Origin of the sequence: Ochrobactrum quorumnocens (genome assembly GCF_002278035.1) — a bacterium.
GTDB classification, from domain to species: Bacteria; Pseudomonadota; Alphaproteobacteria; order Rhizobiales; family Rhizobiaceae; genus Brucella; species Brucella quorumnocens.
Genome location: NZ_CP022603.1, coordinates 758,168 through 780,244 on the forward strand (window position 1 = coordinate 758,168; position 22,077 = coordinate 780,244).

Below are 22,077 nucleotides of genomic sequence, written 5' to 3' on the forward strand. Positions count from 1 at the left end.
CCGGTCGATTTTCTAGGGCATCGAACGACAATATCAAGAAAGGACCGCCTCTATGTCGATACATCTGAAAACGCGGATCACCGCGATCGGCCCGGAAGTTGCGGATCTCGCCGAAGGCGGCGTGCTCATTCTGTTTGCAGACGGCTCTCCACCCGAACTGGCCGAAGTGTCTGTGATGCATGTTGTGGAAGAAGGGCCTGAAGCTTTCGCACCGGCAGTCGGAACCCGTATCACCATAGGCTCGCTCAATGCTGAGATTACAGCAGTTGGCGATAGCGCATGGCAAAAAGTACGCGAAATCGGGCACGTGGTTATTTCGTTTACGGGCGCACAATCCACAGATCGTCCCGGCGAAATATGCGCCAGTGAAATAGCCGGTGAAGAGCTTGTTTCTGTCCTGAAAGAAGGCCAGATTATCATTATTGGCAGCTAATTCTCGCCAGTCTTGCCGCCAGAATCGCATGTTAGAACAGATAATTGAAACGTTTTCCGGCATATTGCATGTCGAATTGTTTCAGGTGTCGCTTTGAGGCTTACATAAATGGAACGCTCGACTATCGTCCGGGTGCACGAAGGGCTGCATGCACGCCCTGCAACCCGCTTCGTTAAATTGGCCAAGGGTTTTGAAAGCGATATCGAGATCGCCAAGGCTGGAAAAAGCGTCAGTGCCAAAAGTTCCGTCAAGCTGATGTTGCTTGGCGTCAAAGAGCTTGATGAAGTCACGGTACGCGCCGATGGAGCTGATGCCATTGAAGCAATCGAAGCGCTGATCGGCTATCTGGAAAACCCGCAGGCTGGTCTAGAAGAAAGCAGTGCTGCCACAACGGCCACTTCGGTTCCAGAGACTGCACCTAAACCCATGCCTGTTGCTCAACCAGCAACAATCGCAAAGCTGCCCGATGGGCAGATAAAAGGTGTGGGAGCGAGTGAGGGCGTTTCTTTAGGTACTGCATTTGCGTTCTTTCCCGAGGAAATCAAGCCGCTGGGTCGAAAGCTTGCAGCTTCTGAAATTGAGAGCGAAGTTGCCCATTTCAAATCGGCAATCGCAACTGTGCAACAACGCATGAATGAATCGCTCACCACCGGAAACCTTGCGGATACAGATCGCGGCATTATCGCAGCTTTGAAAGATATTGCGGCTGATGACAGCCTGACCGAAGAAGCTATCTCACTCATTCGCCGGGGCATGGATGCAATTTCAGCAATGCTGGGAGCGGCATCCACTGTTGCCGGGCAGTTTGCGGCACTTGATGATCCTTATCTTAATGCACGCGCTGATGATGTTCATGCCGTCAGCCGACAAATCTGCCTTGCGCTTCTTGGCAAAGAAGACATCAATCTGGAAGGTTTGCCCGCAGGGTCCGTACTGATCGCCGACGACATTGGTGCCTGGGATTTGGCACGGGCTCCGCTTAAGAAAATCAAAGGCGTCGTCTGCGGACATGGCGGGGCCACGTCGCATGTTGCGATCATCGCCCGCACACATGGCATACCTGCCGTTTTAGGCCTTGGAACCGCTGTTCAGCAGCTCAGAAATGCTAAAATCGTTGCTGTAGATGGTAGTAGCGGCATCGTCCATTCTGACCCGGACGCTGCCACCTGCAACGATATCGAAGCGCGTATTGCCGCTGCATTGCAGGAAAGACAGGCGCTTGATGCCTACCGCTCGATAGTCCCGAGACGCGCTGACGGCACCGTCATTGAAGTTGCAGCCAATATGGGCGCGCTGGAGGAAATCGACGTCGCGCTCGAAGCAGGAGCCATGGGTGTTGGGCTTTTCCGCACAGAGCTTCTCTTCATGAAGCATATTCATCTGCCGTCCGAAGACATGCAGACTGAAACCTATTCAGCACTTCTCAAAGCATTTGCACCACATTCGGTTATTGTCCGCACGCTTGATATTGGTGGTGACAAGCCGATTGCGGGCATTGAGTTTCCAGAAGAGGAAAACCCATTCCTTGGCTGGCGTGGCATTCGCATGTGCCTGGATCGTTTGGACGTGTTCAAACCGCAGCTGCGCGCCTTGTTGCGCTCAGCCGTCAACGGCAATCTCAAGGTGATGCTGCCGATGATCTCGGATGTTGAAGAGATCCGTGCAACCAGGCGACTGATTTCAGAATGCATCAGCGAACTTAAAAACGAAGGCAAAGCCTATGCGGAGTTCGATCTGGGTGTGATGATCGAAACACCGGCAGCCGTTTTCGCTGCCAGAGAACTCGCAAAAGAAGCGGCCTTCTTCTCCATCGGCACCAATGATCTCACGCAATATGTAATGGCAGCAGATCGACTGAACCCTACCGTTGCCAAGTTAAACGATGTCAGCCACCCGGCTGTCATGGCAGCAATTGAGATGACAGCAAAAGCAGGCACCGAAGCAGGCATCATGGTGGGCATGTGCGGAGAAGCAGCAGGTAAGCCGGAACTCATTGGTGAGTTTCTACGCATGGGGCTAACAGAACTGAGCATGAGCCCGGCTTCAATTCCGCGCGCGAAAAAGACGATTACGGATATGCTGGGAAGTTAGGTCAGCGCGGCAATATACCTGTCAAAACAAGCCCGGATTTTAGAATCCGGGCTTCGCATTACGGCAGGTGCGCAATCAAGGTCTGGAACAGGGTTTCGAGCTGCGCCTGATCGCGATCTTCAGCTGCCTGCATGAGACGTTCCTGTCGTGCATCCAATGCCAGAATTGCACTTTCCAGTGGATCAACTCCTTCAAGATCGGCGGCTTTGGCTGTCGCAAGACCACATGCCAGACCAACCGCAGCGAAACACATTGTTTCAAATCTGCGCAGCGCCTGCGGGTCACAATGGCCATCCAATGAGATAAAGCGTACAGGCTTTTCCGCAAGAAGCTCAAGGAAAATGACCGTAATGGCCTTAGCCGTTTCTGTGATTTTGTTTTCACCTGCTTCCGCGGCAAACGCGCCCTTCAGTAGCGCTCCATGCTTGCGCATCACTTTTTCATGCACCGTGACGAACACAGCTTCCTGGATCAACACATTCGGCAGTTGATTGCGACGAAGTACTTCCTTGGTGAGATAATACATATCTTTGCGGAAAGCGCGCACGCCTTCCGTTCCGCCACCAAAATATATTGCCAGACTTTTGATATGCGGCGCGCTGTTATGGACAGTCGGATTAGACGAAATTAGCGAAATGGATATTGTTTCAGCCGTCGTCAGAGCCTTATCCATCATGCTGGCTGCATGTCCCAGAAGCAGTTCCGGCGACACAATTTCACCTGGTCGCGGCGCTGCCTGTTCGCCCTGCAAACTTTCATGGCGATTGCGACGAATCATATATCGAACCTCGCGCAGACGGTCCTTCAGATTGACTGCAATTTCTTCCGAAAGAATGCGTAACATATTCATTTTCCTTAACCGCAGCGCCATCAGAACTGCATGGACAGAGCGCATGAATTATTGTTTGCCTTCACGTGGAAAAGCAATAGGTTCGCTTTAAGAGTATCACTTCTATAATGCAGTATTGCGCCAATAATTTGAGGGATTATTTTGAAAAAAGCCGGCAAGAAGACGCAAAAGAATCCGGAGACAGCTGACCTCATCATTGGATCAGAAGGCGTTGCCGCTGAAAACCGTACGAGCAGGCTGAGAACGCGTGCTGCGTGGATGTATTACGTCGAACAAATGACCCAGAATGACATCGCGGAAGCGCTTGGTGTTGGCCGGGTAACAATCGTTCGCCTTCTTGCTGATGCCCGTGCGCGCAATGAAGTCAAAATTACCATCGAAGGCAAGCTAGCAAGTCTGACTGCACTGGAAGTAGATCTGGAAAAGACCTTCGGTCTTGAGCGCGCTATTGTAGCGCCGCTCTCATCACCAGATATCGATCCTATTCCACCAATCAGCGCTGCGACAGGCGCTTATATTTCGGAAAAAGTTCAGCATGGCATGACAATCGGAGTGGGATGGGGCCGGACCTTGTCCAGCACTCTGCAACATATCGGCGCGCGACCGCTGAATGATTTGAAGGTCATCTCCCTGCTCGGTGGCATCGTTCAGCCGCGCCGTTCTAACCCGCCGGAATTTGCATGGCAGTTTGCGCAGATTTTTCAGGGCGAAGGATATCTTATTCCCGCCCCTGCTCTGGTTGACAGCAAAGAAACGCGGATCGCTCTTATTGAACGTTGCGGGCTGAATACCGTTCTCGACATGGCCGAAGAACTGGACATGGTTCTGCTCAGCGTTGGTGACATTCAAACCGCGAGCAGCACATCTTACCGCGTCGGCTTGATTGACGAGCAGCAGAAGATGTCGCTGATCGAAAATGGGGCCGTCGGCGACGTGCTTTTCCACTTTTATGATAAAAACGGCAAGATCGTCGATGATCCGGTGCATGACCGGGTCATGTCAGCCAAAATCGAAAGCCTTCAGAAGACTCCACAACGCATTCTCACATCGGGCGGTAACGAGAAAATCGCTGCTCTGCTGGGAGCGATTGAGCTGTTGAAGCCAACAGTTCTCATCACCGACGAAGCGAGTGCCGCACAGATGCTCAAGGACAAAGCGCAGTCCAACTAGTGACAAAAAGCACATCGTCGTAAAACGATGTGCTTTCTTTTTGGTCGCCGCGATCGAGTACTAACTGGCGGCGGCTGCACATTCTTTGAGGATTTGCAGCACAGCGCCACGTTCTTCAATTTGTGGCATATGTCCACAACCAGCGAAGACATGGATGCCCACCTTGCCCGGCAAGCCGTGTGCATGGGCGACAGGAATGACCCGATCCTCAGCACCGAAGATGAGCCGCACCGGCATTGCAAGCGAGGCAATGCATGAGCGCACCTCAAAAGTCTGCGTGCCATCTGCAAAGAACCGATCGCCAATCGCACCCTGCGTGTCGCGCAGTTCTGCATCAGCTGCTTGTGCAACTGTTGCATTGATGAACGGCTTCGTCAGATGGCTCTCATCGGCGACGAGCAGCTTCAGCCAGGGAACGATGCTGGCTTCGCTTTTCGCGCCGATAAGACCCTTGATAAACGCACCATTGACCTGCGGTCCCAAACCACCCGAAGAAATCAGCAGCAGAGAGCGCACATCGACAACACTACGCGCGGCGGTGACTGTAGCAACCGCCCCGCCAAGCGAGTGACCGACCAACAGGCAAGATGTCACACCGAAGGCCGAAAGCGTCGTTTCGACGGCAACGGCAATGTCATCGATACTTTCAGGAACGACACGTGGTGAATTGCCGTGTCCCGGAAGATCAAGCGCCAGTATCGGATGGCCGAGCGATGCCCCGGCCAACAATCCACGCCAGGAGTTGATGTCAGCTGCAAAGCCGTGGATCAGAACAATCGGCAAGCGATTGGTCTCACCCTCTCGCAACCAGACTGCATTCAACGGGTCGATGGCCGCGTCTTCTCTATGTGTGCGGTTAACCGACCAGACTGGTGCAGCCACGGTTTTGGCGACGCTGATATTGCTTTCAACATCCTTTTTCTGAACACGACCTTTGGGTCCAGATCCCTGAATGCCTGCCAGATCGATCCCCGCTTCACGCGCCATTCGGCGCGCAAGTGGCGTTGCCCGCACATCGTCAGTCGAACCTGCTGCATCGTCTTGGGAGGACTTAGGTTCAACATGTTTCTGAGCAATCGGTTCGACGGAAGCTGAAACTGGCTTCTCTTCGACAACAGGTACCGAAGTTCCAACCCGCTCTTCGCCTTCATCATAAATCCAGGCGACTGTCTGACCAACCGGCACAACAGCGCCTTCAGCAGCACTGATGTCCGCAATGATACCTGATGCCGGAGCATCAATTTCCATCGCGGCCTTGTCAGTCTCAATTTCAAAGAGAAGCTGGCCCTTCGTGACGGTATCGCCATCCTTGGCGTACCAGCGCGAAATCTGGCCCGTCTCCATGTCCATATCGACTTTGGGGAGAATGACTTCCACAGCCATGGTCAGCGAACTCCCTTAGCCAGATCGCGCGCGCTTTTCACAATGTCAGGGACCTGCGGAACGGTTGCACGCTCAAGATCGGGATTATATGGAATTGGAGTTTCTGCCCCGCCAAGACGCACAATCGGCGCATCAAGATAATCAAACGCATCGCTTTCGGCCACGATTGCGGAGATTTCGGCACCAATACCAAGCGTTTTGACCGCTTCATAAACGCATAGAAGCCTGGAAGTCTTCTTCACGCTTCTAATGATGGTTTCACGATCAATCGGGCGCACGGTGCGCAGATCGATCACTTCGACATCAATACCTTCCTTGGCGAGTTCTGCGGCAGCATCAAGCGACTTGTGCACCATGATTGCTGTTGCGACGATAGTCAGGTCTCGGCCTTCGCGAACCACTTCCGCCTTACCGATTGGCACAGTGTAGAAGCCTTCGGGAACCGGCCCTTTGGTCTTATAGAGAAGTTTGTGCTCGAAAATCATAACTGGATCAGGATCTTCAACAGCTGCAAGCAACATGCCTTTGGCATCATAAGGTGTCGATGGCTGCAAAACCTTGAGACCGGGAACATGGCCGAGCCATGCTTCAAGGCTCTGGCTGTGCTGTGCTGCAGCACCCGTGCCCGAGCCAGCTGGAAAGCGCATGACCAGCGGCACCGAAACCGCACCGCCAAGCATGTAACGGATTTTTGCAGCCTGATTAACAATCTGCTCCATGGCGAGGGCAGCAAAGTCGGAAAACTGGAACTCAAAGATCGGACGCATGCCGGTCAGCGCCGCACCAACTGCAACGCCAGCGCCACCGAGCTCGGAAATAGGGGTGTCCATAACCCGGTCTTCACCAAAGCGATGAACCAGATCACCAGTCACCTGAAATGCGCCGCCATAGACGCCAATGTCTTCACCCATAAGAAACACGCGCTCGTCGCGCTCCATGGCGATTGCCATGGCTTCCTGGATAGCTTGCGAATAGCTCAACTCACGGATTGTCGTGTCCATGTTTAAATATCGTCCGTGTAAACGTCGCGGGTCAGGTTGGTAAGATCGGGCGCAGGGCTGTTCTTGGCGAATTCAATCGCGTCAGCGATTTCCTTCTCAACCTCTGCACGAATTGCCTCGATCTCGGCTCCATTGATGAAGCCATAAGCCTTCATATCAGCCTCGAAATGAGCAATCGGATCGCGATCATTTTGCCAATGCTCGATTTCTTCCTTGGTGCGATAGCGGTTGCGATCGCTCTTGGAGTGTCCCCGGATACGGTAGGTCTTGTTTTCAATCAGCGTTGGTCCATCGCCGCGCCGCGCGCGTTCGGTCGCTTCATTGACGGCCTCTGCCACTTCCGACAGATTATTTCCGTCCACGATGACGCCGGGCATGTTGTAGGCCGAGGCACGGTCAGCAACATTTGCAACTGCTGTGGAACGCTTCGTCGAAGTGGACATGCCGTAACCGTTGTTTTCGCAAATGAACACAACAGGAAGCTTCCAGACAGCGGCCATATTCAACGCTTCATGAAAAGCGCCTTCGTTATTGGCACCATCTCCGAAAAACGACACGACAACTTTACCATTCTTTTGCTTCTTGGCCGAAAGAGCTGCTCCGACAGCAATCGGAATGCCGCCGCCTACAATGCCGTTTGCGCCAAGGTTGCCCTTGGAAACATCGGCTATGTGCATTGAGCCGCCCCGCCCCTTGCAATAGCCGGTTTCCTTACCGAAAAACTCAGCAAACATGCGCTTCACATCAGCGCCCTTGGCGATGCAATGACCATGACCACGATGTGTCGACGTAATCATGTCGTCATCATTCAGCGGCAGGCACGAGCCCATTGCACTCGCCTCTTGCCCGATAGACAGATGCATCGTTCCGTGAATAAGACCGCGTGTGTAGCTCTCTTCCGCACCTTCTTCAAAGCGGCGGATGAGATACATTTTATGCAGCGCTTCCTTCAGCTGATCCGGCGAATAAGTGCGAAAAACGTAAGGCAGATTATGACGGTCGCCCGTATCCTGCGGTTCGACTTTTTTGGCTTGAACCATGATGTTTTGTCCTCACGCTCCGTAAACGAGCTTGTCTTGACGCGCGCGCAGCTCAGCAATCTTGGAACCGGGTGCGACTGCAGCATTGTCGTAAGTGATGAGTTCACCCTTCTTAATAGGCTTGGTTACACTGCCGCCCTGCAGAAGCCCGCAAGGAATGGCATGCGCACTACGCGCCTCCCCCGAAGTCATGATCCAGGCGCGGTAGCAATATTCGCCAATCGCATCGAGCTTTTCGCCGGGCTGCATATCCTTCTTGGCAACAGCTGCCACTTCAGCGACAGGCGTCGAAAGTGGAACCATGTCCGGCTTTCCGTAAAGTACGACGCGCGCGCAGGTGAGCGGCACTTCCAGAGAAGTCAGGTGATATGGACGATGGAATGTGAAGTAAGGGCCTTTGCCCATCTTCAGATCTTCCATGCGCTCGGAAATGCGCGGATGCGACATGTCGGCGACAACGAAAACGCCGGGCGCAACGCCCTTGCCAATCGAATAATCAACAACGCCGACCCTCGATAAAAGGCCGCCGTCCTTTTCAGGGATCAGAGTTTTGTTAAGCTGGTCAAGGGTTGCCGCAGGGCCATGCATACCGGCTTTATCCGGCACGAGACCCGTGGCATTGGCAATAGCAGCCATTTCGACCATGGTCTTTGAACCATCGACGAATTCAACCAACATGCGCACATTCATGTTACGGCGCGTGGCTTCTTCCATATATTCGTCAGGAATGGCATCGATATTAAGTGGATTGTTCTTGCCCTTGCCGGCGGCGACAATGGGATGCCCCATCGCGGTCACAAACTCGATCAGTTCCATACAGGATGATGGCTCGTCACCTGCGCCCAGCGAATAGGTCACGCCAAGACGTTCCGCTTCAGCTTTCAGATAAGCACCGATGGTGACGTCAGCTTCGACATTCATCATAACGAGATGTTTGCCGTGTTCCATGGCACGAAGGCCAATTTCAGCACCGACAGCCGGAACGCCCGTCGCGTCGATCACAACGTCGATAAGATCGTTCTCAAGAATCAGATTGGCATTATCGGTTACGGCAACCTTATGCGCTTCCATCGCAGCAGTGAGATCAGAAGCCGTAGAAACCTCGCGGCCATGACCTTCTTCCTGAAAAGCGATATCGACAGCTTTAAGAGCGTTTGGAACGCGCAATTCAGAGATAGCGCCAACTTCAATACCGGGCATGTGCGCGACACGCGTCACGATATCTGTACCCATTTCGCCTGAGCCAATCAGCCCGATGCGAATTGGTCGCCCACTATCTGCTCGCGCCTGCATATCACGCGCCAAACCAGTCAACGCCACGTTGGTTGCCATCGTTTCCTCCTGAACGTCCCTGCAAAACGCTTGCAGTCTCCTCTGTGCCTTATCGATTAATGAACATTTGTTTCTAAGTCAATACCAGTGTTCATTCGTTGCCACATTGGCACCCCTCGAAATGCCATCTTGTTATTCAACTTTGGTTTGCTATAGAATACAAATGTTCTGCCGTTTCGCTCAATTCACATTTTGAACAGTCGATACGCGCGAGCTAATAATGGCGTTCTGTGAGCTCGGTGCACTTTTGAAGTGTCCCGGGGGGAGGAGATTAGAATGGACGCATTTCTGAGCGGACTAAAAACGGCAGTCGATACGCTTGGGGCAACGGTCCTGTTGCCTATCGTCATCTTCATTATTGCAGTGGTACTTGGCGCAAAAGTGGGCAAAGCCTTCCGCGCCGCGATCACTATCGGTGTCGCTTTCATCGGTATTAATCTGGTTCTGGGCCTTATGTTCACCTCTATCGGTGAAGTCGCTCAGGCAATCGTTACCAACACAGGTATAAAGCGCGATATCGTCGATGTGGGCTGGCCTTCAGCTGCGGCCATTGCCTTTGGCTCATCGGTGGGCCTGTGGGTTATTCCAGTCGGCATTCTGGTCAACATCGTCCTTCTGCTTATGCGCTGGACGCGTACGCTGAATGTCGATGTGTGGAACTTCTGGCACTTTGCTTTCGTCGGCTCGCTGGTTGTCGCCGCAACGGATAACATCGCTTACGGTATTATTGTTGCAGCACTTGTTGCAGCTCTGTCCCTGCTATTTGCAGATTGGTCAGCGCGCGCTGTTCAGCAGTTTTATGGCATTCCCGGTGTGTCGGTACCGCATCTGGCTTCCGCACAGATCCTGCCAATCGCGATTGTGCTGAACTGGATCATGGATCGCATCCCCGGCATCAACAAGATCAACATCAACACTGAAACCATCGAACGTCGCTTTGGTGTTTTTGGTGAGCCGGTTGTGATGGGCCTGATCATCGGTCTCGTGCTCGGTCTTATTGCATTTTACAATGCGGGTGATTTTGGCACCGTTCTTGCCAAGGTTCTGGGCACTGGTATGACACTGGCAGCAGTCATGCTGTTGCTGCCGCGTATGGTCAAAATCCTCATGGAAGGCCTGCTGCCAGTATCTGATGCCGCACAGGAATTTGTGCGCAAACGTACCGGCGACCGCGAACTTCTGGTTGGTCTCGATTCCGCGATCCTGATCGGGCATCCGGCGGCAATCTCGTCGTCGCTGATCCTGGTACCGATCGCGATTATTCTGTCGGTCATCCTGCCGGGCAATCGCGTGATCCTGTTCGCCGATCTCGCCGTCATTCCGTTCATCGTTGCCATGACTGCACCGCTTCTGAAAGGAAACGTGTTCCGTATGGTGGTGGTCGGAACGATCACACTGGCGATTGGCTTCTATGTTGCGAATGCACTTGCTCCACTGTTTACCAGCGCTGCGGTTTCGTCGGGCTTCAAACTGCCTGAGAACGCTTTGCAGATTACATCAGTGGTCGATGGATTCCTGTGGGTGCCTTACATCATCATCTCTGCCATCCAGTGGCTTGGTGCTATTGGTATTGCAGTGATAGCCGTTGTTATTGCGGCACTTTTCATACTCTATCGCCGCAACACATTAGCGTGGGAACGCGCGGCTGGTGCTGAAGATGAACCTGCTGACGAGATTGCTACCTAAGGGTGGCAACGATCGCTGCATAAAATACAAGTCGCACGTCGAGACCGACGTGCGACCTTTCTTTAAACGGAGAATAGAATGGCTGCTGGTCTGATTGATTATCTCGACCCACAAGCGATCGAGCTTCAGAGCGACGCGAAGACCAACGAAGAAATTATCCGCATACTGGCTGGAAAGCTGGAAAAGCTGGGCTATGTCAAGCCAGGCTATGCGGATGCTGTCGTCAGCCGTGAGTTGACAATGCCGACCGGATTGCCGCTTGAGCGCGAAGATAACGTTGCGGTGCCTCACACCGATCCTGAGCATGTGATTAAAGCTGGCATTGCATTTGCGACACTGACATCGCCTGTCCAGTTTGCCAATATGGAAGACCCGGAAGAAGCTGTCCCTGTTGGATATGTCTTTCTGCTTGCCATCAATGACAAGGACAAACAGATTGAGACCTTGCAGCAGATCATGGCAACCATTCAGGATGCTGATGCCCTCGACAGATTGAAAGCAGCGCGGACGCTTGAAGACGTCGAAGCCGCTTTACAATAAAGACTGTTCGCCCAGAGGGCAGCAAGTCTTTACATCTGAATTTGAGACAAGAAAAATACGATATTCGTGCGTTAAATGCACGAACACCAATTGGAGGAAACCATGGCTAAAATGAAAACAATTCTCTTCGCTTGCGGCACTGGGGTGGCTACATCTACAGCAGTGAATGCAGCCGTTACCGAAGAAATGAAAAAGCGCGGCCTCACCTTCAATGCTCAACAGGCAAAAGCAACGGAAGTTCCTTCTCTCGCCGACAATGTGGATTTCATCGTCTCGACGACACCTATTTCGGCTTCAGTTACCAAGCTGGTCATCAAGGGCCTGCCCTTCCTGACTGGAATTGGCAAAGATAAAGCATTCGACGACATCGAAGCTGAATTGCGCAAATAATCGCAGCAGATTGAAGCTATGAGAGATGGCAGGCATCAGAGCCCGCATCTCACGAAAATTGACAAAAAGCGCTGGCCACCAGCGCTTTTATGTTTTCTGAATAACCCGAACACTCTGCCCCCCACCTATGTCGACCAATCGCGTGAGCGGGGGCAACTGATGTACATCATATGTGCCAAAGCTCTCCGGATAAAACGCGAAGCCCTCTGGCGCTTGCGGCGGGCTTCTCTCATCAATCAGAGGCGCACCGGACAATTCTGTCATCGGATCGGGAATGGCAGAGATCAGTCGACGTGTATAGGGATGGGTCGGGTTTGAAAATATCCGGTCCCATGGACCACTTTCCACAATCTGCCCGAAATACATCACGGCCACCCGATCACTCATGTGCTCCACAACACTCAAATCATGACTGATCATGATATATGACAACCCTAACCGCTCTTTGAGTTCCAGCAGCAGGTTTATGATCTGCGCGCGGATGGAAACATCAAGCGCGGATACGGGCTCATCAAGCACGATAACTTTCGGATTAAGCAACAATGCCCGCGCTATCCCGATACGCTGGCGCTGGCCACCGGAAAACTCATGCGGGTAACGCTTCGCCTGTTCTGGTTTCAAGCCAACCAGACGCAGGATTTCCTCAACTCGCCCTTCCATTTCGCTGCGTGATTTCACCCCATGAAGTCGCAGGGGCGCGGCCAGCGACGTGTAAACCGTCTGACGCGGATTAAGCGAAGCAAAAGGGTCTTGAAAAACCATTTGCGCCATTTTTGCGCGTTCTAACCGCGAAGGTTCATCCCTGCCTGTGATAGGCTTCCCTTCAAAATAAATTTTCCCGCTCGTTGGCTTCTGCAAGCCAACAATGGAGAGTGCGAGCGTGGATTTGCCGCAACCGGATTCTCCGACGATGGACAGGCACTCGCCTTTGTTCAAGGTAAGACTGAGATTGTTGACAGCACGCAGCAATTGCGTCGACCGACTGAATATACCGCCACTTATAGGAAAGTGTACACTAAGATCATCAATACTGACCAAAGGCTCAGCTAATTTTGTGGATTGCATATCATTCATGATGAAAGCACCTCACTGAGCCTGCATCTTGCAACGGCGTCCATCCGGGTTTTTCTGCCCGGCAGATGTCTGTTGCGCGCGTACAGCGTGGCTCAAACCTGCAACCTTGCGGGAATGCCGAAATTGAGGGCACCACGCCTTCGATTTCCTGCAATTGGCGCTGACCTTCCTTCTGGCGGGAACCAAGCTTTGGAAGCGAGGCAAGAAGACCATGGGCATAAGGATGCGCCGGATGATGAAAGAGGCCCGCGGTTACTCTTTCTTCAACGAGATGTCCCGCATACATGACCCCCACGCGACGGCACATCTTGGCAATGACACCAAGATCGTGACTGATCATAAGCACCGAAGTTCCCCGTGCACTGCAAAGTTCCTGCATCAGACGCAGAATTTCTGCCTGAACAGTCACGTCGAGCGCGGTCGTGGGCTCGTCCGCGATCAACAGATCAGGGTTACAGGCCAGCGCGATGGCGATCATCACGCGCTGGCGCATGCCGCCCGACATCTGGTGCGGATAGTTTTTCACGCGCTGCTCAGGCGCAGGGACCTGAACGCTGCCCAGCGCTTCGACCGCCTTTTGCTCGGCCTCATGCCATGTCGCGCCCTGATGCAGTACGAACATTTCTGCGATTTGCCGACCAACAGGAGACAAAGGATTAAGAGCGGTCATCGGCTCCTGAAAGATCATCGCGATCCGATTGCCACGCAGCTTTCGTATGTCGCGCGATGACATGGCTCGCAGATCCTGCCCTTTGAACCGGATCGCGCCCCCTGTGACCGAAAGTGGCTTGCGCAACAGTCCTATCATCGACAGAGCTGTTATACTTTTTCCGCACCCGGACTCTCCAACAAGACCAAATGTTTCACCAGCGCTAATTGTAAAGGACACGTCTTCGACCACGTTATGACGGACGGAACCAGAAGTGATATCGATGCGAAGGTTTTCCACCTCAAGAAGAGCTTTTTCACTCATACCTTACGCGTCCTCATATGCGGGTCGAGCCAGTCACGCAGGCCATCACCGAAAAGATTGAGCCCAAGCACGGTAAAGAAGATGGCAAGGCCGGGAAAAATTGCTGCCCATGGTGCGCTCACAATGAGCTCACGCGCATCGGTGAGCATATTACCCCAGCTTGGTTCTGGTGGACTGATACCGAGGCCAAGATAAGAAAGTGCAGCTTCCGCCAGAATGGCGTCGCCCATACCAAGCGTACCAATGACGAGGATTGGTCCGATCATATTCGGCACAATCTGTGTGATCATGATGCGAACATCACTGTAGCCAAGCATCTTCGCTGCTTGAATATAGCCCTGCTTTTTAAGCGACAGCGTTGAGCTACGCGCAATGCGGCATGTCCATGACCAGTTCGTCAAACCGAGTGCAAGCAGGAGGCTCGGCAGACCGGGTCCGAGAACTGCCATGATCGCCAGAGCAAAAATCAGCGAAGGTATCGCCAGCATCAGATTGGTGAGGCCATTCACGAGATCATCCCACCAGCCGCCAAAATAACCGGCCGAAATACCAAAACAGAGCCCTATAACCGTGTTGATGCACTGCGATACGACACCGACAGTCAAAGAGACCTGCGCACCATAAAGGATGCGAGAATAGACATCGCGCCCTTGCGCATCAGTGCCAAACCAGAACTGCGCGTCTGGAGGCAGTTCTGCATTCATCAGGTCAGCATCGAGAACCGGATTATAGTGGGCCAGTAGCGGCGCAAATACTGCAGCCATCACAATGATAGCGCATACAAGGCCGCCGAATACGAGATTGAAACGCAGTTTCATGGGCTTACTCGTGGCTTATGCGCGGATCGATGACCGCGTAGAGGATGTCAACGATCGTATTGATGGTGAGAAACCACAATACAATCACGAGAATTGCCCCCTGAACAACAGGAATGTCACGCATCGAAACACTGTCGATAAGCAAGGAACCGAGCCCCGGCCAGGAGAACAGCTTCTCAACCACTACGGCCTGCCCCATCATCGACCCGAACTGCAAGCCGATGGTCGTGATGATCAGCACCAGCGCATTGCGCATGACATGCCACTTCACAAGGCGAAAACTGTTCATGCCTTTCGAACGCGCTGTGCGGATGAAATCGGCACCCATGACTTCAAGCACTGCCGCACGCGTCGTCCGTGCCAGCAACGCAAGTGGTGCAACGCCCAACGTGAGAGCCGGCAGGATGATGTTGCGCAGGCCGCCATCTCCATAACCAAAACTTGGCAGCCACCCGAGCGTCAGAGCGAAGAGGTACATGGCAAGCAAACCAAGCCAGAACTGCGGCAGCGAGAGGCCGGAAACCGCGCCTATCATCGTTACGCTGTCAAGAATGCTTCCGGGCTTGAGCGCCGCCAGAAACCCAAGTGGTACACCGATCAGAATAGCAAAGCCCATGGCAGCAAAAGCCAGTTTAAGCGTCGGCCACATACGCTCCTGAATGAGCGAAACAACCGGCTGCCTTGACCGGTAGGAGGTACCGAGATCAAATTGTGCCAACTGAACCAGATAGTTGCCAAACCGCACATGAACAGGCTTGTCGAGCCCAAACTCCTGCGTGATTTTTTCAACCATTTTCGGGTCATTCATACCCTTGCCATTCGCAACAAGGCTGGTCGCGATGCTTCCAGGAACAACACTGAAAATGACAAAGATCAGCAGCGATACCGCAATAATTGTGGGTATCATCTGCAAAACGCGGCGGACAATAAAATAGAGCACACGGTCCTCCTTTCGGATCAGCGTGAAACACGCTGGAGCAAAGGGGATCAATGGCCCGCTCGGAAACAAGCGGGCCGATCCAGATCAGCTTGAATTAGAGCGCATCCCGAAAAGTGCGAAACGGTTTTCGGAATAGCTGCGCGCTAAAACAAACAGTTTGAGCGCCGATCTGATTCAATCAGATCGAAATGCGCTCTAACGACCGGACGGAACCGTGTCATCCACCCAAAGCTTTTCATAGGACTGAACCGCGAGCTCTGCGGAATTCGGCTGCAGGCCATGAAGCCAGGGCTGATGTGCCATAACAGCCTTATTGTAGTTGAAGAACCAGACCGGCGCTTCTTCCTGCAACAGATTGTTGGCTTTCTTCAGAAGCTCGTTCTTCTCTTCTTCGGTTTTAGCCAGTTTCGCTTCATCGACAATCTTATCGAATTCAGCATTAGCGAACTTCTGATAGTTGCATGCTGATTGCGGTGTCGTCGAATAGAAGCACTGCATTGCCGTCAAGGCATCTGGACCGCTTTCAAGCGACCACATATAGGCCTGGAAATTACCGGCAGGAACCACATCAGCAAGCACGGACGCTTCCACAGGCTTGGCTTTCACCTTGATCCCGACCTTGTCCAGCATCGGAATAATGGCTTGAACGATGGTCAGACCCCAGCTTTCATTCTGTGTTGCGGTCAGCTCAAATTCAAACCCGTCTGGATAACCGGCTTCTGCAAGCAAGGCCTTGGCCTTTTCAGGATCATATGGATATGGCTTCGCATCCTTGTCAAAGGCAGGTGATGAGTTCGGGAGCCAGCCAACGGCACGGTAAGCCTTGTCTTTGACCAGACGTTTTATAATCAGATCGCTATCGATGGCGTAATTGATCGCCTGACGGACGCGCTTATCCTGAAACGGTTTGAAATCCGGGTTAAAGCCGACGGCGCGAGTGTAAACCTCGGCAACCTCGACCATGTTCTTGGAAAGCTCTGGGTCTGCGAGATAAGCGGTGTATTGCGCCGGTCCAAGCACCGCCACGTCAATTTCCTTATTTCGGAACGCAACGTCACGTGCGGAGGCATCGCCCATGATCATGATGTTGATTTTGTTGGCATAAGGTTTGCCTTTTTCGTAATATTTGTCCCACTTTTCAACCGTCAGACGGGAGCCCGGAACATATTGGGCAAACTTGTATGGTCCGAGACCAATCGGATGCCGTTGGAATTCGTCGCTGTCGCCCTGGCCCGCCGGATAGATTGCAGTATTGTTGCGCATGAACTGATAGCCAGGATCAATTGGCTGCTTGAGCGTGATTTCCAGCGTATGATCATCGATCTTCTTCAGGCCGGAAATTTCCTTGGCCTTACCCTGCGTGTATTCTTCCGCACCCTTGATCTCCGCAATGTATCGCGCGGGTGGGAATGCCTTCTTTGGATCCATTATCCGGGTATAGCTCCAGATAATATCATCTGCTGTCAGCGGTTTACCGTTATGGAAAAATGCATCCTGACGCAGCTTGAAAGTATAGACGAGCTTGTCGTCCGAAACGCTCACATCTGTTGCGAGACCCAAAACAGGCTTGTTCTGATCCGCATCCCAATCATAAAGCGTGCGATGAATGGCTTTCGCGTAAAATTCGTCCTGTGTCGCTGGCGACGATTGAACATCCAGCGTCGAGAAACTGTCCCCATAGGGCGCAACAAAATTGATGACGCCTCCTGAACGCGGCTTGTCCGCAGCGTAAGCTGCAGTTCCCGCCATCAATGCAACGGACATCGCTGTAAGCAATGCAAATTTTCTCATAGTTGTCCCCTTTTTTACTTTGTTTTTGTTAGCCGAATGAACGTTTCAGGCAGCTTGGCCAAAGCTTCTCTGCCTGTCCTCCTTACGAACGTTCGAACACCACTTCGCCTTCACGAATGGTGAGCACGCATTGCGTATCGTTGAGAATTTCCGCTGGTTTTGCCGTGAGCATATTGCGCGAAAAGACCGCAATATCAGCCACCTGCCCTGGTATAAGTTTACCCTTCACTTTCTCGAGCTTTTGCGAGAAAGCGCCATATTCGGTATAGACTTGGAGTGCCTCTTCAATGGAAACGCGCTCACGCGCATCCATGACCGTTCCCTTGCCCGTTTCGCGCGTCAACATCGAATAGATATTAGGGTAAGGGTTGGGATGGCAAACCGGCGCATCGCTGCCTGTTGCCGGTTTGAACCCGAGGTCCTTCCACGTCTTGAGCGGATAGCTCGATAACGCCTTTTCTTCACCCAGCACTGAAACATAGGCGTCGCCAAAGTCGTAGATGAAAACCTGCTGCGGGCAGGGATAGATGCCGGCCTTTTTCATCCGTTCATGCTGTTCAGGCGTAGAGAAGCCGCAATGCTCGATACGGTGGCGGCGATCAGGATCAGGATGAGCTGCAAGCGCCTTTTCATAGGCTGTGATGAGCTGACCGATGGCCGCATCGCCAATCGCATGACATGCAAGCTGATAACCTTTTTTATGGGCATCCAGAACAAGCGCTTCCAGTTCCGCATCAGGCAATATCTGTACGCCGATATTGTTATCGCCACCCAGATAAGGCTTGCTCATCCATGCTGTGCGCCCACCTGCCGAACCATCGAGGAATATTTTGACAGCACCAACTGTCAGCATATCGTCGCCGACACCCGACACCAGCCCTGCCTCGTAGCATTTCTCAACGATCGACGGCCCAGGATCGCCCAGCAACACCAGCCAGGTGCGTACTGGCAATCGCCTCTGAAGTTTCGCTAAGTTGTAAGCGCGAATTTCATCAAAGCCTGCAACCTGTCCGACGGCTGCATCCATAACGCTTGTAATACCATATGAAAGCAGCAGATTGCCTGCAGCTTCAATGGCCTCGATCATCTCTTCCGTAGTGGCCTTGGGGATTGCCTTGCGAACCGCACCCTGTGCGTTTTCGGCGACCATTCCGGTCAGCACGCCATTTTGCTGTTCAATCAAGCCACCATCTGGCACAGGTGATCTTTCATCAATACCTGCTAGTTCAAAAGCTTTCGAATTGAAGATCGAAACGTGTCCGCAGGCACGCACCAGCATGACTGGATGGTTTGGAGCGACAGCATCAAGTTCTGATTTATGCGGATGACGACCGATATCGAGCTTGGTCTGATCATAACCACGCGCCCTGATCCATGTCCCTGGGGGAACAGAGGCCGCCATATCGCGTATCGCACCAAGCAGGCTTTCCAAAGTGGGCGCAGCCTTCGGCGTAGCATCAAGCCATTTGAGTGTCAGCCCAATTGATATCAGGTGAAGATGAGAATCGTTTAATCCGGGGGTAGCGAAGCTCCCCTTCAGATCGATCACTTTTGTCTTGTCGCCTTTGAGAGACCAGATTTGATCTTTGTTACCAGCGGCAAGTACCTTGCCTTGCCAGATTGCCAGGGCTTCAACCGTGCCCTCTTCGTATCCACACCAGATCGTGCCGTTATAAATAATGGTATCAGCACGCAATTCGGGCATTACAACAGACATTCAGCGATCCCCTCCCTAAGTCACGCCTTCATAGAAGATGATCAGAGTTCCACTGATGGATCAACCGTGCAAGCCTTTGATGTGACAAATTTTGTGGGAGTATTTTATTCGAATCGACGACATGGTCGTCGTTTTGTTGAAACTTTTGCAAAGGTGCGCAACTCAGAAATGGAGAGCTGAATGCCTAAAAGCCCTTATCGCAACACTCTGTAGCCAGCTTTAGCCATGTGTTTTGCATTGAATGCCTTGACCGCCGCTTCTGCGAAGGGCAAATCAAAGTCGCATTATATGGGATCAAAAGTTGAACATTCTGTTTGATAGAGCGGAAGCGAAATTTGCCGATAAGGTGGTGCTGGAACCGCTTTCAGTCGAGCTTTCGGAACGACGTATCGGCATCATCGGCTTGAATGGTTCTGGAAAGAGCACCTTTTCGCGTATGATAAATGGGCTTGTTCTTCCCTCATCAGGCCGCGTCGTGACAAATGGCCACGATACCGCGAGTAATGGGGCGAAGGTTCGCGCTGCTGTTGGCTATATCTTCCAGAACCCCGCGAATCAAATCGTGCTACCGCTGATAAAAGACGATATTGCATTGGGTCTTCAATCGCGTGGGCTCAGCAAGCAGGAAATAGCCGTCGTGGTCTCTAGCGTACTGGATCGTGTCGGAATTACGCATCTGGCAGAACGCAGGGCACATGAGTTATCCGGTGGCGAGCTTCAGCTTGCAGCGCTCGCTTCGGTTCTCGTTACATCTCCCGATATTGTCATTATGGACGAGCCAACCAATCAACTCGATTTGAGAAACAGGAATATCGTAGAACGCACCATTCGTGATCTTGATGAGAATATTATCGTGGTCAGCCATGATCTAACCTTGCTTTCAGGCTTCGACCGCGTACTGCTCTTCCATCAAGGCAAGCTGATCGATGACGGCCCAGCTGACGAGACGATTGCCCATTATCTGGCCCTCGCGTCATGAACTTTTATGAAGTTCGCAGCGATGGGCTGGTTCATCGAATACCGCCGGCAATCAAGCTCATTACCCTTTTCGGGTTAAGCGTCGTTCTGTTTATCCTCAATTCTCCCGCAAATCTCGGAGTTGTAACTGCATTGGTCGTCGCTGGCTCGCTAATTTCGAGCCGAACCGCTGTTGTCCAATGGCTAAGGTCATGGCCACTTCTCCTGACGATTGGTGTGGTTGTTGCTTGGACCGCGTATGCAGACGAAGTTCAAACAGCTTCCATTGTTCTGATGCGGTTAGGATCGTTGACCCTCTTTGCCACCGTGATTACTGCCACAACGTCGATTGGCCAGTTTATTGACACGCTAACCAAAGTCGCTCGACCGTTTGAGACGATGGGCATATGTAATGCCCGCGATATCGGACTGGCAATCGGACTGGTGATCCGCTTCGTTCCGGAGGTGCACGCGCGCTACAGATCAGTAACGCAGGCACATCGCGCACGGGGGCTGAAAATGCGGCTATCCACGGTGATTGTACCGATGGTAATTGGCACGTTACAAAGTGCAGACGAAATTGCGAATGCCATTGATGCTAGGTGCATTCGCAATCTACAGCGCAAACAGAATTAAGTACAGACACGCAAGCGCATTACCGCTTCGACAACAAGATGCAGCAGCAAGAAGGTACAAGACGTGCAAACGAGATCTTTGGTTATGATCGCGCTATTTACAGCAATCATCGTGGTGCTGGGCTTGATACCGCCAATTATGCTCACCTTTGTTCCTGTCCCTATCCATGCGCAGAGCCTGGGGGTTTTGCTCGCTGGTGTCGTACTTGGTGGACGCGGAGGCACACTTTCGGTCTTGTTGCTGATTGCGCTCGTCGCAATCGGCCTACCCGTTTTGGCTGGAGGCAGAGGCGGTCCCGGCATCTTCCTCAGCCCGACGGCTGGATATCTCGTTGGTTTCCTACCAGCTGCATTTGTGACAGGCTGGATTTCCGGAAAAGTAGCTCAAGGTACCAATGGTGGCTGGAAAACATTTACAGGTTTTTTCTTTGCAGCAACAATAGGCGTCCTCATCGACCATCTATTCGGTATCGCTTGGCTCATCGTTTATGTTGGCTTATCTCCGTTGGCAGCTCTCGTCGGAGACCTCGTGTTCGTGCCTGGTGATCTGCTCAAAGCAGCTGTCGCAGCCTATGTGGGTCAATTCATACTCGTGAATTTCGGAAATAGGTTGCGCGAGATTTAAGCTAAGGCGAATGTCAAAAGCGACACTCGGAGGGGACAAGAACTCGGCTGCCAATTCGTTGGCCACGGGAAGAACCGAAAAAAGCCGTGTTTTCTATACTGTGGTGTTCGGTTGATACAACCGTCACTCCATGGAGAAAACGGGCGAAACAGAGAACTGTTCCACTCGTTTTTCAGCATAATAAGCATAATATCTTGCGCAGACCGGGCGAATTGCTACTTGGCCCAGCGGCCTTCATATTTGAACTCTGGAGCTTTTTGAATTTCTTCCTTGGTAGAGTTCATAACAGCAGACCATTTTTTCTCATCATCAAAGTAGGTGATATCTACCGCTTCAGGGCTCACCACAACATACTTCTCACCCACGCCCAAAAATCCTCCGACGGAGACGATATATCCTGCCAGCTGGCCATCCGAGATAATCAGATCTTTAATCTCGCCGATGTTCGCATTGTCGCCATTCAGGATACTAAGACCAATCAGATTGTAGCTGAGCACATCTGTTGGCTTCGCTGTAACAAATACTTCCGTTTGCGTTTCCTCTGTCATCGTCGCGGTTTGTGCATTGGCAAAGGAAATTATTGCGAGACCTGCAGCGGCAGTCAGAATAAAACGACGCATTAATAATTCTC

At 52.3% G+C, this 22,077-nt stretch carries 21 protein-coding genes; 9 read left to right on the forward strand and 12 right to left on the reverse strand.

Features of this window, described 5'->3' with window-relative positions:
* Positions 1-52 precede the first annotated feature (52 nt).
* Positions 53-433: a PTS glucitol/sorbitol transporter subunit IIA gene (locus tag CES85_RS03655; protein WP_095444687.1), complete on the forward strand. Its 381-nt coding sequence runs from the start codon at positions 53-55 to the stop codon at positions 431-433.
* Positions 434-541: 108 nt separating this feature from the next.
* On the forward strand, positions 542-2,524 hold the full coding sequence (ptsP, locus tag CES85_RS03660) for a phosphoenolpyruvate--protein phosphotransferase (RefSeq protein WP_095444688.1): 1,983 nt from the start codon (positions 542-544) through the stop codon (positions 2,522-2,524).
* Positions 2,525-2,582: 58 nt separating this feature from the next.
* On the opposite strand, the gene CES85_RS03665 is transcribed toward ptsP, so the two are convergent.
* Positions 2,583-3,368, reverse strand: a complete 786-nt coding sequence (locus tag CES85_RS03665) for a hypothetical protein (protein WP_095444689.1) — start codon at positions 3,366-3,368, stop codon at positions 2,583-2,585.
* Between the two features lie 147 nt (positions 3,369-3,515).
* Between CES85_RS03665 and CES85_RS03670 the strand changes: the two genes are divergently transcribed.
* Complete coding sequence (locus CES85_RS03670; protein ID WP_095444690.1) at positions 3,516-4,544, forward strand: sugar-binding transcriptional regulator; 1,029 nt, start codon at positions 3,516-3,518, stop codon at positions 4,542-4,544.
* Between the two features lie 60 nt (positions 4,545-4,604).
* Here the strand turns inward: CES85_RS03670 and CES85_RS03675 are convergent, their stop codons facing one another.
* Genes CES85_RS03675 through CES85_RS03690 form a run of 4 tightly spaced genes read right to left on the reverse strand, consistent with a single transcriptional unit; the run spans position 4,605 to position 9,300 of the window.
* Complete coding sequence (locus CES85_RS03675) at positions 4,605-5,927, reverse strand: acetoin dehydrogenase dihydrolipoyllysine-residue acetyltransferase subunit (RefSeq protein WP_095444691.1); 1,323 nt, start codon at positions 5,925-5,927, stop codon at positions 4,605-4,607.
* A gap of 2 nt (positions 5,928-5,929) precedes the next feature.
* Positions 5,930-6,928, reverse strand: a complete 999-nt coding sequence (locus CES85_RS03680) for an alpha-ketoacid dehydrogenase subunit beta (protein WP_095444692.1) — start codon at positions 6,926-6,928, stop codon at positions 5,930-5,932.
* Positions 6,929-6,930: 2 nt separating this feature from the next.
* Complete coding sequence (locus CES85_RS03685; RefSeq protein WP_095444693.1) at positions 6,931-7,968, reverse strand: thiamine pyrophosphate-dependent dehydrogenase E1 component subunit alpha; 1,038 nt, start codon at positions 7,966-7,968, stop codon at positions 6,931-6,933.
* Between the two features lie 12 nt (positions 7,969-7,980).
* Entirely contained in the window at positions 7,981-9,300 is a 1,320-nt protein-coding gene (locus CES85_RS03690) for an NAD(P)H-dependent oxidoreductase (protein ID WP_094573852.1), read from the reverse strand.
* Positions 9,301-9,576: 276 nt separating this feature from the next.
* Here CES85_RS03690 and CES85_RS03695 point away from each other — a divergent pair, with 276 nt between their 5' ends.
* The 3 genes from CES85_RS03695 to CES85_RS03705 all read left to right on the forward strand — a co-directional run bounded on the left by CES85_RS03695 (position 9,577) and on the right by CES85_RS03705 (position 11,916).
* Positions 9,577-10,986 (forward strand): PTS galactitol transporter subunit IIC, encoded by a 1,410-nt coding sequence (locus tag CES85_RS03695; RefSeq protein WP_095444694.1) that lies wholly within the window; start codon positions 9,577-9,579, stop codon positions 10,984-10,986.
* Positions 10,987-11,064: 78 nt separating this feature from the next.
* A complete protein-coding gene (locus CES85_RS03700) occupies positions 11,065-11,526 on the forward strand; it encodes a PTS sugar transporter subunit IIA (protein ID WP_094573850.1) in 462 nt (153 codons plus the stop codon).
* Between the two features lie 102 nt (positions 11,527-11,628).
* Entirely contained in the window at positions 11,629-11,916 is a 288-nt protein-coding gene (locus CES85_RS03705; RefSeq protein ID WP_094573849.1) for a PTS sugar transporter subunit IIB, read from the forward strand.
* Positions 11,917-12,003: 87 nt separating this feature from the next.
* Here the strand turns inward: CES85_RS03705 and CES85_RS03710 are convergent, their stop codons facing one another.
* From CES85_RS03710 to CES85_RS03735, 6 genes are all read right to left on the reverse strand, one after another.
* A complete protein-coding gene (locus CES85_RS03710) occupies positions 12,004-12,990 on the reverse strand; it encodes an ABC transporter ATP-binding protein (RefSeq protein ID WP_095444695.1) in 987 nt (328 codons plus the stop codon).
* The gene (locus CES85_RS03715) at positions 12,983-13,963 is read right to left on the reverse strand and encodes an ABC transporter ATP-binding protein (RefSeq protein WP_095444696.1); all 981 of its coding nucleotides are present in this window, start codon (positions 13,961-13,963) and stop codon (positions 12,983-12,985) included. Before CES85_RS03715 ends, CES85_RS03710 begins: the two co-directional genes overlap by 8 nt.
* Positions 13,960-14,781: an ABC transporter permease gene (locus tag CES85_RS03720; RefSeq protein ID WP_095444697.1), complete on the reverse strand. Its 822-nt coding sequence runs from the start codon at positions 14,779-14,781 to the stop codon at positions 13,960-13,962. Before CES85_RS03720 ends, CES85_RS03715 begins: the two co-directional genes overlap by 4 nt.
* A 4-nt stretch (positions 14,782-14,785) precedes the next feature.
* Positions 14,786-15,721, reverse strand: a complete 936-nt coding sequence (locus CES85_RS03725) for an ABC transporter permease (protein WP_095444698.1) — start codon at positions 15,719-15,721, stop codon at positions 14,786-14,788.
* Between the two features lie 195 nt (positions 15,722-15,916).
* The gene (locus CES85_RS03730; protein ID WP_095444699.1) at positions 15,917-17,512 is read right to left on the reverse strand and encodes an ABC transporter substrate-binding protein; all 1,596 of its coding nucleotides are present in this window, start codon (positions 17,510-17,512) and stop codon (positions 15,917-15,919) included.
* Between the two features lie 82 nt (positions 17,513-17,594).
* Entirely contained in the window at positions 17,595-19,217 is a 1,623-nt protein-coding gene (locus tag CES85_RS03735; RefSeq protein ID WP_404903355.1) for an amidohydrolase, read from the reverse strand.
* 313 nt (positions 19,218-19,530) lie between these two features.
* Here CES85_RS03735 and CES85_RS03740 point away from each other — a divergent pair, with 313 nt between their 5' ends.
* The 3 genes from CES85_RS03740 (at position 19,531) to CES85_RS03750 (ending at position 21,446) form a co-directional block, all read left to right on the forward strand.
* Positions 19,531-20,208 (forward strand): energy-coupling factor ABC transporter ATP-binding protein, encoded by a 678-nt coding sequence (locus tag CES85_RS03740; RefSeq protein ID WP_095444701.1) that lies wholly within the window; start codon positions 19,531-19,533, stop codon positions 20,206-20,208.
* Positions 20,205-20,822, forward strand: coding sequence for an energy-coupling factor transporter transmembrane component T family protein (locus CES85_RS03745; RefSeq protein ID WP_095444702.1), 618 nt, complete (start codon positions 20,205-20,207; stop codon positions 20,820-20,822). The genes CES85_RS03740 and CES85_RS03745 overlap by 4 nt, the downstream gene beginning before the upstream one ends.
* 63 nt (positions 20,823-20,885) lie before the next feature.
* Entirely contained in the window at positions 20,886-21,446 is a 561-nt protein-coding gene (locus CES85_RS03750) for a biotin transporter BioY (RefSeq protein WP_167388241.1), read from the forward strand.
* A gap of 215 nt (positions 21,447-21,661) precedes the next feature.
* Here CES85_RS03750 and CES85_RS03755 read toward each other — a convergent pair whose 3' ends face one another.
* Positions 21,662-22,066, reverse strand: coding sequence for a PRC-barrel domain-containing protein (locus CES85_RS03755; RefSeq protein ID WP_095444704.1), 405 nt, complete (start codon positions 22,064-22,066; stop codon positions 21,662-21,664).
* Positions 22,067-22,077 lie beyond the last annotated feature (11 nt).